This is a genomic window from Alteromonas sp. 76-1 (genome assembly GCF_900654235.1).
In the GTDB taxonomy this organism is placed as follows: Bacteria; Pseudomonadota; Gammaproteobacteria; order Enterobacterales; family Alteromonadaceae; genus Alteromonas; species Alteromonas naphthalenivorans.
This window is the reverse complement of the sequence record NZ_LR136958.1, coordinates 1492063-1506375: the sequence shown is the minus strand read 5'-3', so window position 1 is coordinate 1506375 and position 14313 is coordinate 1492063. Positions and strand designations below refer to the sequence as shown.

Genomic DNA, 14313 nt, shown 5'->3' with positions numbered 1-14313 from the left:
TCAGTTACTTTGCTTCAACAAAGCGTGTTTCTAAATAGCCGATAATCGCTTTAGAGTCGTATAGCCACTCAACGCCATCGTTATTTTCAATTCGAAGACATGGCGTTTGAATTTTTCCGCCGCCTTGTAACAGCTCTTCTCTGTAAGGCGAACCTTCTGATACATTTCGCTTTTGAATAGGCAGATTATATTTGTACATTGCTCGGCGAGTTTTAATGCAAAAAGGGCAACCAAAGAACTGGTATAAAGCCAAATTTTGGCTTTCCTCTGCCACTTGCACTTGTTGTTCTGGCGAACGTTTTAGTTTAGTGCCCCGGGTTATTACATCGACAAATGCAATGATAGCCCCAAGTAAGTTGCGAATAAGGGTTATAAAGAATTTCATTTTACGGCTCTACTAACGAATGATGAAATAAAAAACGCGATTGTACTACTTGGTGCCGCGCTTTGATAATTAAGATCATGAAATTTATTCATGTAGTGGTTGTGTCACCTGCTCATTGAAGAGGCTTTGAATTTTGGTACTTCAATAAGCTGAGTTTTAAAATTTTTATGCATGCATGGTTTATGCTTTTACACATTTTGCATTAAACACAAAAAAGCCCCGTTCTTCGCAAAGAAACGGGGCTTTTTCTATTTGGCGGAGAGAGAGGGATTCGAACCCTCGTTAGGTTTAACCCTAAACACACTTTCCAGGCGTGCGCCTTCAGCCACTCAGCCACCTCTCCAAATTTTTGTGCTATTTGCGGTGAACGCAAATAACGAAATACTGCCAAAGCATTTGCCTAGAGCGCGCGTATAGTAGGTAAAGCGAGTGTCTTAATCAAGACGTTGCGCGAAAAAACACGCTAACTGCTGAATAATTGCTCGTCTTTGCCTTAAAAAGCGTTATAGGCCGCCTTTTGCTTTTAATTCTTCTGAGAAATTGAGCATACGGTCAAGTGGGATTAAAGCGCCCTCACGCAGGCTGTCGTCAACGAAGATCTCATGGCCTTCATATGTAGCGCCTAACGAGGCTTTTATCGCCTCAAGGCCGTTCATGGCCATCCACGGGCAATGAGCGCAGCTCTTACACGTTGCGCCGTTTCCACCAGTCGGTGCTTCAATAAACGTTTTGTTTGGCGTGAGTTGCTGCATTTTATAAAAAATGCCTTTATCGGTGGCCACAATGAAGGTGTCGTTGTCCATGGTTTGCGACGCTTTAATCAGTTGGCTAGTGGAGCCTACTGCGTCAGCCATGTCTACCACACTGGCAGGTGATTCAGGGTGAACCAATACTGCCGCGTTAGGATACAGTGCTTTCATGTCAGCCAGCTTCTGCGCTGAGAACTCATCATGAACAATACATTCGCCCTGCCACATCAACATTTCTGCGCCAGTTTGTTTGGCAATGTACGAGCCTAAGTGGCGATCAGGCCCCCAGATGATTTTTTTACCTTGGCTATCTAAGTGCTCAACTATCTCTAATGCAATACTTGAGGTCACTACCCAATCTGCTCGGGCTTTTACGGCAGCCGAAGTATTCGCATAAACCACGACCGTGTGATCGGGGTGTGCATCACAAAACGCACTGAATTCTTCGATGGGACAACCAATATCCAGCGAACAGGTAGCTTCCAGAGTTGGCATTAACACCGTTTTTTCTGGACTGAGTATTTTTGCTGTTTCACCCATGAAGCGAACGCCCGCTACGATTAACGTTTGTTCTGCTGCATCACGACCAAAGCGTGCCATTTCTAACGAATCAGCAACACAACCACCAGTTTCTTCAGCTAATGCCTGAATTTCAGGATCGGTATAGTAATGCGCAACCAGCACAGCATTTCGCTGTTTAAGCAAAGATTTAATCTCAGCTTTAAGCGATGCCCTACGGGCATCTGATAATGGCTGCGGTTTAGCGGGAAAAGGATACTCTACCTGTTCCACTCGAAAGGCTACTGACATTGACCTACATCTCGGTTGTGACAAGGGCGTGGATTATACCCAACTGTCATAAAAAATACATACTACTTAGTTAAGGATGATTGACCGATTTTCAACCACACCATTCTAAAAAATTGAATTACACATGGAATAAGTGCTAGTTGAGGATTAACACGAGCCGGTAACCCCATTTTTGCAGAATTGTTAGCAGCAGATAGCCTAACAGCGCTACGTTTCTTTTACTTGAATATTGTGTTCTGGAGCAACTTTGGCGCAGCACACTAATAGGTAGAAGGGAATTTTTGAATATATCGCTTTGGGAGTGATATTTTTTATGTAGTAAGCTTGGTAGAAAGCACTTTATGAAATGATGGTGGGTCGTGCTGGATTCGAACCAGCGACCAATTGATTAAAAGTCAACTGCTCTACCAGCTGAGCTAACGACCCATCAAATAACACATTTACTACTCACACATTTACAAATGAAACAATGAGCATACAAGCTGTTGGTATTAGCTTGATTGTACTTCGCTTTCAAATGATGGTGGGTCGTGCTGGATTCGAACCAGCGACCAATTGATTAAAAGTCAACTGCTCTACCAGCTGAGCTAACGACCCGTCATTTGGAGCCAGGAGAAGAATTGGTGGGTCGTGCTGGATTCGAACCAGCGACCAATTGATTAAAAGTCAACTGCTCTACCAGCTGAGCTAACGACCCAATCTTTCCTGATGTTGCCTGTGTCTTGGCAACGGCGGCATATAATACTCAGATTTTTATCTGACGCAACCCAAAAGGCGTTTTTATTTTGATTTTTGTAGTAAAAAGCTTTCAACCGCTCAAAATCAACACAAATCGCGCATAATTCCTACCACAAAACCATTATAAAACTTTTTTAGACCGACAAAATGTTACCGAATTAAGTCTAAAAAAATGCGTAGTTTTTGGAATTTCCTTAAAAATATACTTATAAATATTGTGTCTGGTTCAGTACAACAGAGGTATAAAATTTCAAAGGGGTGAAAAAAAACCTCTCGTTAAGAGAGGTTTTTTTATTATAGATTATTTAATCTAGATTCCGCTAACCGCTTTGCAGAAGAATTAGGGTATTCGCTAATCACTTGCTGAAAGAAGTTTCGCGCTCCACTACTGTCGCCAGTGCGTTCGGCAATGACGCCTAACTTTAATAATGCATCCGGACGTTTCACTGAATCAGAAAAACGGTTCGATACAATATTAAACTGCTCAATAGCGTCATTCCATTGCTGTTTGTTAAACAACAGCTGTCCAAGCCAGTAGTGCGCATTTGGCGCATATTCGCTATTCGGAAATCGTTGTATGAATGACTGAAAAGCAGGAATGGCTTTATCGTATTCACGAGATTTCAGAATAAGATTAACAGCACTGTCGTATGCTTCGTCCTCACCCTCTTGTGGGGATGATGAGCCTGTAGAAGGGGTAACCCCTGCAGAATTGCTTAGCGAAGCGCCAGCACCACCTACGTTTTCCAAACCGCCTTGTTTAAGTGCCTCAACACGCTTATCTATCTCAAGGTACAATTCACGCTGACGTTCAAGCACCTTTTCCAGCTCGTTGGTGTTAACTTCAACAGACCCTCGCAATTGGTCAACTTCGCTTTGCATGTTGTCCAATTGGGTTTGTAAACGGTGCTGCATTTCAGTTCGGCTTTTAACAATACGTTCTAAAACCGCAATACGCTGTTCTAGGTTGCTGCCGCCATTGGCATCTACCACTGGCGCCTGTGCGAAAGCTGAACTTGAAATAGCAAAGGCGGCACACAAGGTGACGCCTGCTTTAATAGTATTAATTGCTGTAAAAGCCATTATCGGTAAACAACCACTCCGCGACGATTTTGCGCGAATGCATATTCAGTTGAACCCATTACCGCAGATTTTTCTTCTCCGTATGAAACAACCGTAATTTGACTGCTGCTTACACCAGCGTTCATTAGGTAAGTTTCAACAGACTGAGCACGACGCTCACCCAGTGCAATGTTGTACTCAGGCGTACCACGACTATCAGTGTGACCTTCAATAGTCACTTTCGTGCTAGGGTTTTTCACCAAGAACGCCGCGTGTTTATCAAGTAAACGTTGGAATTCTGGCTTGATACTAGCGCGGTCAAAATCGAAGTAAACGGTTTGTTCGTTTTTCAGCGCTTCCATTTCTTGCTGAACCATTTCTTCTGAACGCTTCATACGCTGAGCAGCTTCTGCTTCTACGCGCTGTGCTTCAGCTTGACGAGCATCTTGCTCTGCTTGTGCTTGTTCTTGTGCAAGACGGTTACGTTCAGCGGCTAGCTCTTCTTCGCTAGGGCCAGACGAACAAGCCATCATGGTCACCACTGGCAAGGCGATAATGAAGCTCTTCATTAATTTATTCATTTGCATCCTACTAATCCTTAAATGTTATTGTTTGATATTTCAATTGTTAGAACAAAAATGGTGACCAACTTGGCGATTTCACTTGCCCATCGGCTGCAGGTAATCTGGCTTTAAAGCGCCCATCAAGAGAAACAAGTGAAAGTACTTGTGTCCCTTCATGAAGGGTACTATAAATAATCATACTACCGTTAGGCGCTACACTAGGAGACTCATCCAAAAAGGTTCTTGTTAGTACCTGTGGAGAGCCACCGTCTAATGCCTGCTTAGCAATATGGTAGTTTCCATTGGTTTGATTAACCACTACCATTTGCTTACCGTCGGGCGTTAATGTAGCACCCAAGTTCTGTTCGCCTACAAAAGTAACGCGTCTTACCTTTCTAGAATTTAAATTTACGCTATATATCTGGGGTTTACCACCCCGTTCAGAGCTAAAAATTAAACCACTACCATCAGGTAGCCATGAAGGCTCTGTATCGATAGCACGGTTGCGCGTTACTCTAGTCAAATTTTTCGTAGCAAGATCCATAACATAGATCTCTGGGTTCCCATCTTTCGATAAAACCATTGCAAGTTGCTTGCCATCTGGTGAAAACGAGGGACTCCCATTAATACCAGGAAAATCGGTTACCGTTGTACGTTTGCTAGTATAGATGTCTTGTATGAAGATTTGAGGTCTACGGTTTTCAAAACTTACGTACGCTAGCTTTTCACCGTCTGGTGACCAAACCGGAGACATTAAAGGCTCAGGCGAAGACAACAAGCGTGTTTCGTTCTCGCCATCATAATCTGAAATCACTAATTGGTATGGTTTTTCGTACGCATCTCTATCACGTACAATGACATAAGCAATACGGGTTAAGAATGCACCGCGAACACCTGTTAACTTTTCATACACGACGTCACTAATGCGATGTGCGTATTGCCTAAAGTCTCTAGGGCTAATAATAGATTGGCGCGCTGCTATTACATGTTCGTTACTTACGACTAACTCACCGTTTTTTAATACCTGAGACTGGCCACCGTCTAACTGCCCTTTTAGTACATCGACCAGTTGGTAAGAAACTAAATATTTATCGGTACCTTCAGGTTCAATACTACCGACCAAAACGGTATCAACACCAAGAGACGCCCACGCTGAGTAATTAACTTCATCAGCGGTTTCAGGCATTTGTGGCATTTTACTTGTTGCAACGGGGCTAAATTTACCACTGCGCATCAGGTCTGCCATGATGACTTCAGAAATATCGCTAGGCAATGTGCCTGTACCTTTCCACTTAAACGGCACTACACCAATAGGTCGAGCGCTGTTTATGCCTTCGGTGATCACAATTTCTAATGTCGCGAACACCTTGGCACTAAATACCATCGCGATGGCGGCTATCCATAAACCTGTTTTCTTCATTGCACTACAGTTCCACTTTTAAGTTAATATCTTTTAGTTGCTCATAGACGTCGGCCGCATCTGAGACCGGCAGTTCTTCTGCGCGGCGTACGGCACTTTCTGCCGCTCTGCATAAGGCATCATGCCCGCCTAAGATACGTATGCTAGTCACATAACCTGTGGTAGCCAATTTGATATTCAATCTACATACCTTACCTTTGAAGCTGTCATCGTTGTACAAGTTCCGTTTTATCGTTTGCTGAATTAATGCGGTATAACGCTCTACTTCAGTTAGAACTTGTGCACGTCTTCGTTGCTGCTGAGCCGCTTGCTCCTGCGCAAGTTGCTCTTGCATAATTCTCTCCATCTCAGCATTTTCAGCGGCTTCTTTTTTCTTGCGCTCTGCATCGGCTTTCGCTTTCGCTTCACGTTCTTTGCGCTGTTGTTCCTTTTGCGCTGCCAACTGCTCTAGCTCTTTTTGACGTTTGAATTCTGCTTCTTCAGCTTGCTTCTTCTCTCTAGCCTGCTTAGCCTCTACCGCTCGTTTACGCTTAGCTGCAGCAGCCTGCGCTTCCTTCTTCTTTCGTTGCGCTTCTAACTCTCTCGCTTGAGCTTGTGCCTGCGCTTGTTCCCGTTTGGTATCGGCAATGGCTTGAGCATCAATAAAGGTAGCTTCAATAACCGGCGCATTAGTGGCCATTGTCGGCAAAGGAGAAGGTGAAAAGCTGACGCTAATTAGCAACACTGCAGCCACCACAAGGTGGAGTGCGATAGATTTATAAATGCCAACAGAACTTGCAGTCATCAATAAACCTACTCTGGCTCAACGGGGTCTGTCATTAAACCTACAGAAGGCACGCCCGCGCCTTGCAATAACACCATAAGTTGAATGACTTCATTATAAGCAACTTGTCCATCTCCTTTTACTACCACTGGCGTATTAGGATCTTTTTGTAGCTGAGCTTGCACTAACGCTGCTAAGTCTTCTTGTTCCAGGGGCGACTCTTGGTCGTCTCCCACATTAAGAAAATAGCGACCTTTAACGTCTACTGACGCAATAATAGGTGGATTATCTTCTTGCTCAATAGGATTCGCACTCGCTTTAGGTAAATCAACTTTAACCCCTTGCGAAATTAGCGGAGCCGTTACCATAAAGATAATCAGTAGCACCAACATTACATCGATGTAGGGCACTACGTTAATTTCAGAAACCGGCCTACGGCGCTTTCTTACATACATAATAATTCCTCTCTCACCAGTGAATTAAGCTCGCATCAATGTTCGCATTTACGCTTGCGGCTGCTGAGCTTGACCAGATACTGCCTGACGGTGAAGAATGGCAGAAAACTCTTCCATAAAGTTACCGTAGCTGTTTTCCAATTTTTCAACTTGGTGACTAAAACGGTTATACGCAATAACCGCAGGAATGGCCGCAAATAAGCCAATAGCTGTTGCAATAAGCGCTTCAGCGATACCTGGTGCAACCATGGCTAGCGTAGCTTGTTGTACTTCCCCTAGCGCGATAAAGGCGTTCATGATCCCCCAAACCGTACCAAATAGGCCGATATACGGGCTAATTGAACCAGCTGTTGCTAGAAACGGGAGTCGGCTTTCTAGTTCTTCTACTTGGCGAGACATTGTTACCCGCATTGAGCGATAAGTACCGTCTACAATAGCATTGGTGCCGGTATTTGATTTGCGTAAGCGGACAAATTCTTTGAAGCCGGCACAAAAGATAGTGCCGATACCTGATAAGTTAGGGCGAGCAGATAGCTCTTGATAAAGTCGATTTAAATCAGCACCTGACCAAAACTTATCTTCAAACTGACGCATCTCTTCTCGTGCACTTGAAAGCGCCTTACTACGCTGAAAGATAAATGTCCAAGAGGCAACTGATACGCCTAATAAAAGCAACATAACAAGTTGAACAATAAAGCTGGCCTGCAAAAATAGGCCGATAAAAGTAAGATCAGATGACACGCGTTATTTCCCCTAACAATGTACGTGGTAGTCGTCTAGGCTTCATAGTATCTAGACTGACACAAGCAACTTGAATATCGGCAGATACCAAAGTTACATCTTGTTTATTTTTAATGGTTTGTTGAAACGTCATACTCGCACCTTTCAATTCTACAACCTGCGTTTCAATACTCAACAGATCATTGAATCGAGCAGGCGCATAGTTATGCATTTCAACGCGTTTGACGACAAAAGCGACCGATTGTTCCATTAATCTATCTTGTTCGAAGCCAAGGGCTCTAAGCCACTCGGTTCTTGCCCTTTCCATAAACTTGAGGTAGTTGGCATAATAAACAATGCCACCTGCATCGGTATCTTCGTAATACACTCTTACTTGGTGTAAATGCATAAATATTCTTTCACCGTCAATAAAATTCATCGATAATCAAGGTAATTGGCTGCATATCATTAAATCTTCCCAACCTGCTCTTCACTCTCAATCTCAGCTACGTAGAGCGTTTAGCTGTCTTTAAAGATAAAATGATAAACTATTAACACCTTCGCAACACATTAGTTTTTCTAAGGCTAAAAAACAATTTTACTCAATTGCAAGAATACTAACTAAGCCTATAATACGCAGCATCAGTCCTACAGAGCGTAATGGTGTATCACACGGTTATGCAAGAGTTTTTCTCCTGTTAGACATGAGTTCCCTGGATTTATTTCCTTTAACACTTGTTGTTTTGGCCCGTTCATTGAGCGGGCTTTTTTTTGCCTGAAGAAAAGTGATGTACGTAGCAGATATAAGTACATTGAGCATGAGCAAACGTAAGGTCTGCTCACACAACCATGCATACAGTGGGCAGTTAAGCTGAAGGCGTGAAGCCAAAATGAAGATACGCCCGCTGTGACACTATGCGTCCACGTGGAGTACGCTGCAGGAAGCCTTGCTGAATAAGAAAGGGCTCTATTACATCTTCAATGGTTTCTTTCTCTTCACCAATTGCCGCTGCTAAGTTGTCTAGCCCTACTGGGCCGCCATCAAATTTCTCTATAATGGCACAAAGCAATTTCCGATCCATGTAATCGAAACCTTCTTTGTCTACATCTAGCATATCCAATGCCTTTGCAGCGGTTTCAACACCTACCGTACCATCAGATTTAATTTCAGCGTAATCTCGGACTCGTCGCAATAGCCTGTTTGCAATACGCGGTGTACCTCTAGAGCGACGTGCAATTTCTTGAGCGCCTTCTGAACTCATATCCAAATTTAAGTAACTCGCACTACGAGCCACAATGGTGGTAAGATCTTTAACCGAATAAAACTCTAATCGTTGAACTATCCCAAACCGGTCACGCAATGGCGAGGTAAGCGAACCTGCCCGGGTTGTAGCACCAACGAGTGTGAAGGGCGGTAAATCTAGCTTAATAGAACGAGCAGCAGGTCCCTCGCCTATCATGATGTCTAATTGATAGTCTTCCATCGCCGGATACAGAATTTCTTCCACTACAGGGCTTAATCGATGAATTTCATCAATAAAAAGCACATCGTTGCGTTCAAGGTTAGTCAGCAATGCAGCTAGGTCACCAGCTTTTTCAAGTACCGGCCCTGAGGTGGTTTTAATACTGACATCCATCTCGTTCGCCACAATATTTGCTAGCGTAGTTTTACCTAGCCCAGGCGGACCAAATATTAATAAGTGATCGAGAGCATCGTCACGCTTTCTAGCTGCCTGAATGAAGATTTCCATTTGCTCACATACGTGAGGCTGGCCTGTGTAATCATCAAGCATTTTAGGGCGAATAGCACGGTCGATAACTTCATCTTCGGTACTCGCATCAGGCGTAATCAGTCTGTCAGCTTCTATCATTATGGCTCTGCTTTAGTGTAAATCGGCAACGTTGCTCTATCATTCTTGGCATATTGAGCTTTGGCTCATTTTTAGCCTTAGTTTATTCTGGCCTTGCGTAACTAGGTTCAAATAGCGGCTTTTAAGGCTTCACGTATAAGCGACTCGCTTTCCATGCCCTCTTTATACACGCTATCGATAAGTTTACTGGCCTGCGCAGGCTTATAGCCTAGTGCCACTAGCGCGCTCTGGGCATCTTCTCTCGTATCGTTTACTTCTACTAACGTATTGGTATTAAGTAAATCACCACTTGGCGGTGGAATAGCAATACTTTGCACTTTGCCAAACTTCGCTAACCTATCTTTTAACTCAACCACTAACCTTTCAGCGGTTTTCTTACCAATACCCGGTAAACTTACTAGTGCCGAAACATCTGCATTTTGAACCGCTGACAAAAATTGGCCTGCGGACATACCCGATAATATGGTTAAGCCTAATTTAGGGCCCACACCATTTGCTTTAATTAGCTCTCGGAATAATCCTCGCTCCATTTTATCAGCAAAGCCGAACAGTAATTGCGCGTCTTCTCTCACCACGAAATGGGTATACACAACGACTTCTTCACCCACGGCTGGCAATTGATAGAAGCTGGTCATTGGCATATGAATTTCATAACCTACCCCATTTGCATCTACTAATATTTCTGGGGGCTGCTTTTCGGCCAATATACCGCGAATACGTCCAATCATGACTGCTCTCTTACCTGGTATTTTCCCAATGTAGGGAAATAAAACGAATAGGAAGGTTCTATTGTTTACAAAAAAGTGATTACAAAAACGCACGCTTTTTATAGGCGAGCAAAGCAATTAGCGTAAACGGCCTCGCACGGTTTTACGTGCTTGCCCTGCCATATTAATAAGGCTTTGCTCGGTATGGGCATGACATAGCGCCACAGCTAGAGCGTCAGCAGCATCAGCTTGCGGTGTACCGCTTAAACTCAATAAATGCTTCACCATGTGCTGCACTTGGGTTTTATCTGCACTACCCTTACCTACGACAGCCTGTTTAATTTGCCTAGCCGAATATTCTGCTACTGGCAAATCACCTTGAGTAGCTGCCACAATAGCGGCACCGCGGGCTTGCCCTAACTTTAAAGCAGAGTCGGGATTTTTTGCCATAAACACTTGCTCGATAGCAAATTGCACAGGGTTGTACTGGCGAATAATATCGCTAATACCGGTATAAATATTGGCTAGTCTCGACGGCAAATCTGCCGTCCCTACGCGAATACAACCGCTCGCCACATACACAAGTTTACCCTGCTTACGTTCAATAACACCGTAGCCTGTAACCCTAGAACCTGGATCTATACCCAGTATAACCATTAAGGTACGTTTGGTACAAACATTGATACCGCCTCTTTGTTTGAAGGCGACCAAAGTCGCGCTAATGCTTGTGCTTTATCTACCCACTCATACTGCAAATGTTCAGTAAGCACCAACGGTAAGGTACTGTCTACTTGAAGAGAAAAAACGTGTTCGGTGTTAAACCGTGTTCCGGGGGGATATCGATGCAACCAGCGGCTGCGAATTTCGTATTGGTTTTGTCTATTGTGGTTAAACATTTCTATAGACAGTTGTTTGGCGTCAATCCCTGTTTCTTCCGCCACTTCTCGGTACGCGGTTTCAATTGGTAGTTCACCATCTTCCATCGCGCCGGTAACCGACTGCCAAAATTCAGGGTCGTCATTGCGCTGTAGCAAAAGTACCTTATGGTGCTGATCGTACAGCACCACAAGGACCGACTCGGGCTTTTTATAAGCCATCGTTTACGACGGCTTTTTTACCGTTGCAATCGCCAACTCTTCCAACTGCTGTGGATTCGCTGGACTTGGCGCAGATGTTAATGGACAAGCCGCTGTCGTGGTTTTAGGGAATGCCATTACATCTCGAATAGAACTAGCACCTGTCATAAGCATAACAAGGCGATCTAAACCGAACGCTAGACCTGCGTGAGGCGGCGCACCAAAGCGTAACGCATCAAGTAAGAAGCCAAATTTATTCTTCGCTTCTTCTTCTTCAATGCCCAAAATCTCAAACACGGCAGATTGCATTTCTTCGTTGTGAATACGTACTGAACCACCACCAAGCTCGCAACCATTTAATACCATATCGTAGGCATCAGACAATGCGCCAACCGGGTTGGCTTTAAGCTCTTCTGCGGTTAAGCCGCGAGGTGCAGTAAACGGATGGTGTATAGCATGAAGCTGTCCATCGAATTCTTCAAACATAGGGAAGTCGACAACCCACAACGGCTTCCACTCACCTTCTAAGAGTTCAAAGTCTTCACCTAGCTTAAGGCGAAGTGCGCCCATAGCTTCGGTAACTACCGTGTTAGTGTCGGCACCAAATAACAAAATGTCGCCAGCTTGAGCGCCAGTGCGCTGCAAAATACCGTCGGTAATATCTTCGCTTAAGAACTTAAGAATAGGTGATTGTAAACCTTCTTGGCCAGGTGCCATTTCGTTCACTTTCATCCAGGCTAAGCCCTTCGCGCCATATATGCCAACAAATTTAGTGTACTCGTCAATTTGCTTACGAGACATGCTCGCACCGCCAGGTACGCGAATAGCAGCAACACGACCTTTAGGATCGTTAGCTGGGCCACTGAATACTTTAAACTCAACAGTTTCAAGTAAGTCAGCAATATCGGTAAGCTCTAGTGGATTACGTAAATCAGGCTTATCGCTACCAAAACGCTTCATTGCTTCGGCGTAGGTCATGCGTGGGAAGTCACCTAAATCTACGTTCAGCATAGTGCTGAATAAATCGCGGATCATGCTTTCAGTAATCGCCATTACGCCATCGGCATCTAGAAACGTAGTTTCGATATCGATTTGAGTAAATTCTGGTTGGCGATCGGCACGTAAATCTTCGTCACGGAAGCATTTTACGATTTGATAGTATCTGTCCATGCCAGACATCATCAGCAATTGCTTAAACAATTGTGGCGATTGCGGCAGTGCAAAGAACTCGCCTTTATGCGTACGGCTAGGTACTAAATAATCACGAGCACCTTCAGGTGTCGCTTTGGTCAAAATAGGGGTTTCAATATCTAGAAAGCCTTCGCCTTCTAAGAAACGACGTACTGCCCCAGTTACCTTAGCGCGAAACTGCAAGCGCTGGCTCATAACAGGGCGACGTAAATCAAGGTAGCGGTAGCGTAAACGCTGCTCTTCAGAGTTCTCTTGGTTCCAATCAAGTGGTAGCGCATCAGAACGATTGATGATTTCTAGGCCAGTGCCCAAAATCTCGATTTCACCGGTACGCATATCTTTATTAATTTGACCTTCTGGGCGAGCACGAACTTTACCAGTAAGTTTCACGCAGAATTCACCGCGAAGTTTATTCGCTATGCTTAATACCTCTGGTAAATCAGGGTCGAATACCACTTGAACGATACCTTCGCGGTCTCGTAAGTCGATGAAGATAACGCCACCTAAATCACGGCGTTTGTTTACCCAACCACATAGGGTGATTTCTTGCCCAATGTATGATGAATCGATGTTCCCACAGTAATCTGTGCGCATGGTCGTTGACCCCTGATATTCTTATCTTGCGTTACACGATGGTAGGCAAACCCTTGAACCTGCTTGCCATTACTCTACAATGAGGCGATCGCGCCCCTTGCCATCATGCACTATGTGTTAAATTAAGGTCGCATAGTATAAACAAATGCGCAGTAAAGCCCAATGACAAATACAAACAATCCTGCAGTAACTAAATTATCAACTTCTTCGGCGCTACCCAAGGTATTTATTGGCTTGCCGCAGTGGCAGCATAGTCATTGGCCTAAAACTTGGTTTGCTAATTACCCGAAAAGTGACAATCAACTGGTTCATTACGCTAATGAGTGTAATACGGTTGAGGGAAATACGACCTTTTATTCTCTCCCCCATTCTGATGCGGTAGCACGCTGGGAGCAATCGGTAGGAAGCGATTTTTCGTTTACCTTCAAATTTAACCAACAAATTACCCACGTTCATCAATTATTGCACTGTGAAGATGAAGTAAATGAGCAATTACAAATGCTTGCGCCACTCAAGCACAAACTCGGCGTGATGCTGCTGCAACTTCCTGCAAGCTTTGGCCCTGAAAAACTAGAAAGACTGGCTGCGTTTTTACACCATTTACCACGCCACATTACCGTTGCGGTTGAAGTCAGGCATTTGGCTTTTTTTGGTAAGGGCGATGAAGAAAAGCAATTGAATCAACTGTTAATTGAGCACAACGCTAACCGTATTATTATGGATACTCGCGCCTTGTTTACCGGCCCTGTTTCAAGGCTAGATACAAGGGCGAGCAACAGTGCGCTATTAAGTGAGGTACGACATAAAAAACCTAGAGTGCCGGTGAATGTGATTGCCACCGCGAATAACCCCGTCGTTCGTTTTGTAGGAAATGATACAGACGAAGATAATATTGCGTGCTTAACGCCTTGGGTAAATAAAATTCATCAATGGCGGCTAGAAGGAAAAAGCCCGTATTTCTTTTGTCATCGACCCGATAACAAAGACGCCCCGTGGTTAGCGCAGCAGTTTATTGATTTGTACAACCAAAAGCATGGTGATACGGCAATTCCTAACCTTGCCATTAAACAACAGCCGAGTCAAAACGCCTTGTTTTAGCGTGCATTTGCTGCGCATCAATTTCGCTAAAAATGCTGCTGTTTTACCTCTTTAAAATAGCATAGCCGTACACCATACATTAAAAATATTAACTAGTGCTTATCCTTACCT

General features: G+C 44.1%; 15 protein-coding genes and 4 tRNA genes. 1 reads left to right on the top strand and 18 read right to left on the bottom strand.

The genetic code is table 11. The features are described 5' to 3' along the window. Nucleotides 1-4: 4 nt before the first annotated feature. The 18 genes from ALT761_RS06300 to aspS form a co-directional block, all read right to left on the bottom strand. Entirely contained in the window at nt 5-385 is a 381-nt protein-coding gene (locus tag ALT761_RS06300) for a glutathione S-transferase N-terminal domain-containing protein (protein WP_013784864.1), read from the bottom strand. Nucleotides 386-638: 253 nt separating this feature from the next. Next, nucleotides 639-728: transfer RNA gene (locus tag ALT761_RS06295), tRNA-Ser, on the bottom strand. Between the two features lie 160 nt (nt 729-888). Then, entirely contained in the window at nt 889-1944 is a 1056-nt protein-coding gene (gene nadA, locus ALT761_RS06290) for a quinolinate synthase NadA (RefSeq protein WP_129737362.1), read from the bottom strand. A gap of 350 nt (nt 1945-2294) precedes the next feature. Further along, nucleotides 2295-2370 (bottom strand) — tRNA-Lys (locus tag ALT761_RS06285). Nucleotides 2371-2465: 95 nt separating this feature from the next. Then, nucleotides 2466-2541, bottom strand: a tRNA-Lys gene (locus ALT761_RS06280). 24 nt (nt 2542-2565) lie between these two features. Then, nucleotides 2566-2641, bottom strand: a tRNA-Lys gene (locus ALT761_RS06275). Between the two features lie 335 nt (nt 2642-2976). Then, nucleotides 2977-3765, bottom strand: a complete 789-nt coding sequence (ybgF, locus tag ALT761_RS06270; RefSeq protein ID WP_129737360.1) for a tol-pal system protein YbgF — start codon at nt 3763-3765, stop codon at nt 2977-2979. After that, the gene (gene pal / locus ALT761_RS06265) at nt 3765-4331 is read right to left on the bottom strand and encodes a peptidoglycan-associated lipoprotein Pal (RefSeq protein WP_126871858.1); all 567 of its coding nucleotides are present in this window, start codon (nt 4329-4331) and stop codon (nt 3765-3767) included. The genes ybgF and pal overlap by 1 nt, the downstream gene beginning before the upstream one ends. A 40-nt stretch (nt 4332-4371) precedes the next feature. Beyond that, nucleotides 4372-5727 carry a Tol-Pal system beta propeller repeat protein TolB gene (tolB, locus tag ALT761_RS06260; protein ID WP_013784869.1) on the bottom strand — a complete coding sequence of 452 codons (1356 nt, stop codon included), beginning with the start codon at nt 5725-5727 and terminating at the stop codon, nt 4372-4374. A gap of 4 nt (nt 5728-5731) precedes the next feature. Beyond that, on the bottom strand, nt 5732-6511 hold the full coding sequence (gene tolA / locus ALT761_RS06255) for a cell envelope integrity protein TolA (protein WP_129737358.1): 780 nt from the start codon (nt 6509-6511) through the stop codon (nt 5732-5734). Between the two features lie 8 nt (nt 6512-6519). After that, the gene (gene tolR, locus ALT761_RS06250) at nt 6520-6945 is read right to left on the bottom strand and encodes a protein TolR (RefSeq protein ID WP_126871860.1); all 426 of its coding nucleotides are present in this window, start codon (nt 6943-6945) and stop codon (nt 6520-6522) included. A 48-nt stretch (nt 6946-6993) separates the two neighbouring features. Beyond that, a complete protein-coding gene (gene tolQ, locus ALT761_RS06245) occupies nt 6994-7686 on the bottom strand; it encodes a protein TolQ (protein WP_013784872.1) in 693 nt (230 codons plus the stop codon). Next, nucleotides 7676-8074 carry a tol-pal system-associated acyl-CoA thioesterase gene (gene ybgC, locus ALT761_RS06240; protein WP_013784873.1) on the bottom strand — a complete coding sequence of 133 codons (399 nt, stop codon included), beginning with the start codon at nt 8072-8074 and terminating at the stop codon, nt 7676-7678. The genes tolQ and ybgC overlap by 11 nt, the downstream gene beginning before the upstream one ends. 457 nt (nt 8075-8531) lie before the next feature. Further along, entirely contained in the window at nt 8532-9536 is a 1005-nt protein-coding gene (ruvB, locus tag ALT761_RS06235) for a Holliday junction branch migration DNA helicase RuvB (protein WP_013784874.1), read from the bottom strand. A gap of 107 nt (nt 9537-9643) precedes the next feature. Beyond that, nucleotides 9644-10264 (bottom strand): Holliday junction branch migration protein RuvA, encoded by a 621-nt coding sequence (ruvA, locus tag ALT761_RS06230; RefSeq protein WP_129737356.1) that lies wholly within the window; start codon nt 10262-10264, stop codon nt 9644-9646. Nucleotides 10265-10381: 117 nt separating this feature from the next. Continuing rightward, nucleotides 10382-10900, bottom strand: a complete 519-nt coding sequence (gene ruvC, locus ALT761_RS06225; RefSeq protein ID WP_129737354.1) for a crossover junction endodeoxyribonuclease RuvC — start codon at nt 10898-10900, stop codon at nt 10382-10384. After that, a complete protein-coding gene (nudB, locus tag ALT761_RS06220; protein WP_013784877.1) occupies nt 10900-11340 on the bottom strand; it encodes a dihydroneopterin triphosphate diphosphatase in 441 nt (146 codons plus the stop codon). Before nudB ends, ruvC begins: the two co-directional genes overlap by 1 nt. 3 nt (nt 11341-11343) lie before the next feature. Continuing rightward, complete coding sequence (aspS, locus tag ALT761_RS06215; RefSeq protein WP_129737352.1) at nt 11344-13104, bottom strand: aspartate--tRNA ligase; 1761 nt, start codon at nt 13102-13104, stop codon at nt 11344-11346. Nucleotides 13105-13266: 162 nt separating this feature from the next. Here aspS and ALT761_RS06210 point away from each other — a divergent pair, with 162 nt between their 5' ends. Then, nucleotides 13267-14202, top strand: coding sequence for a DUF72 domain-containing protein (locus ALT761_RS06210; protein WP_232043547.1), 936 nt, complete (start codon nt 13267-13269; stop codon nt 14200-14202). The last annotated feature ends 111 nt before the right edge of the window (nt 14203-14313 follow it).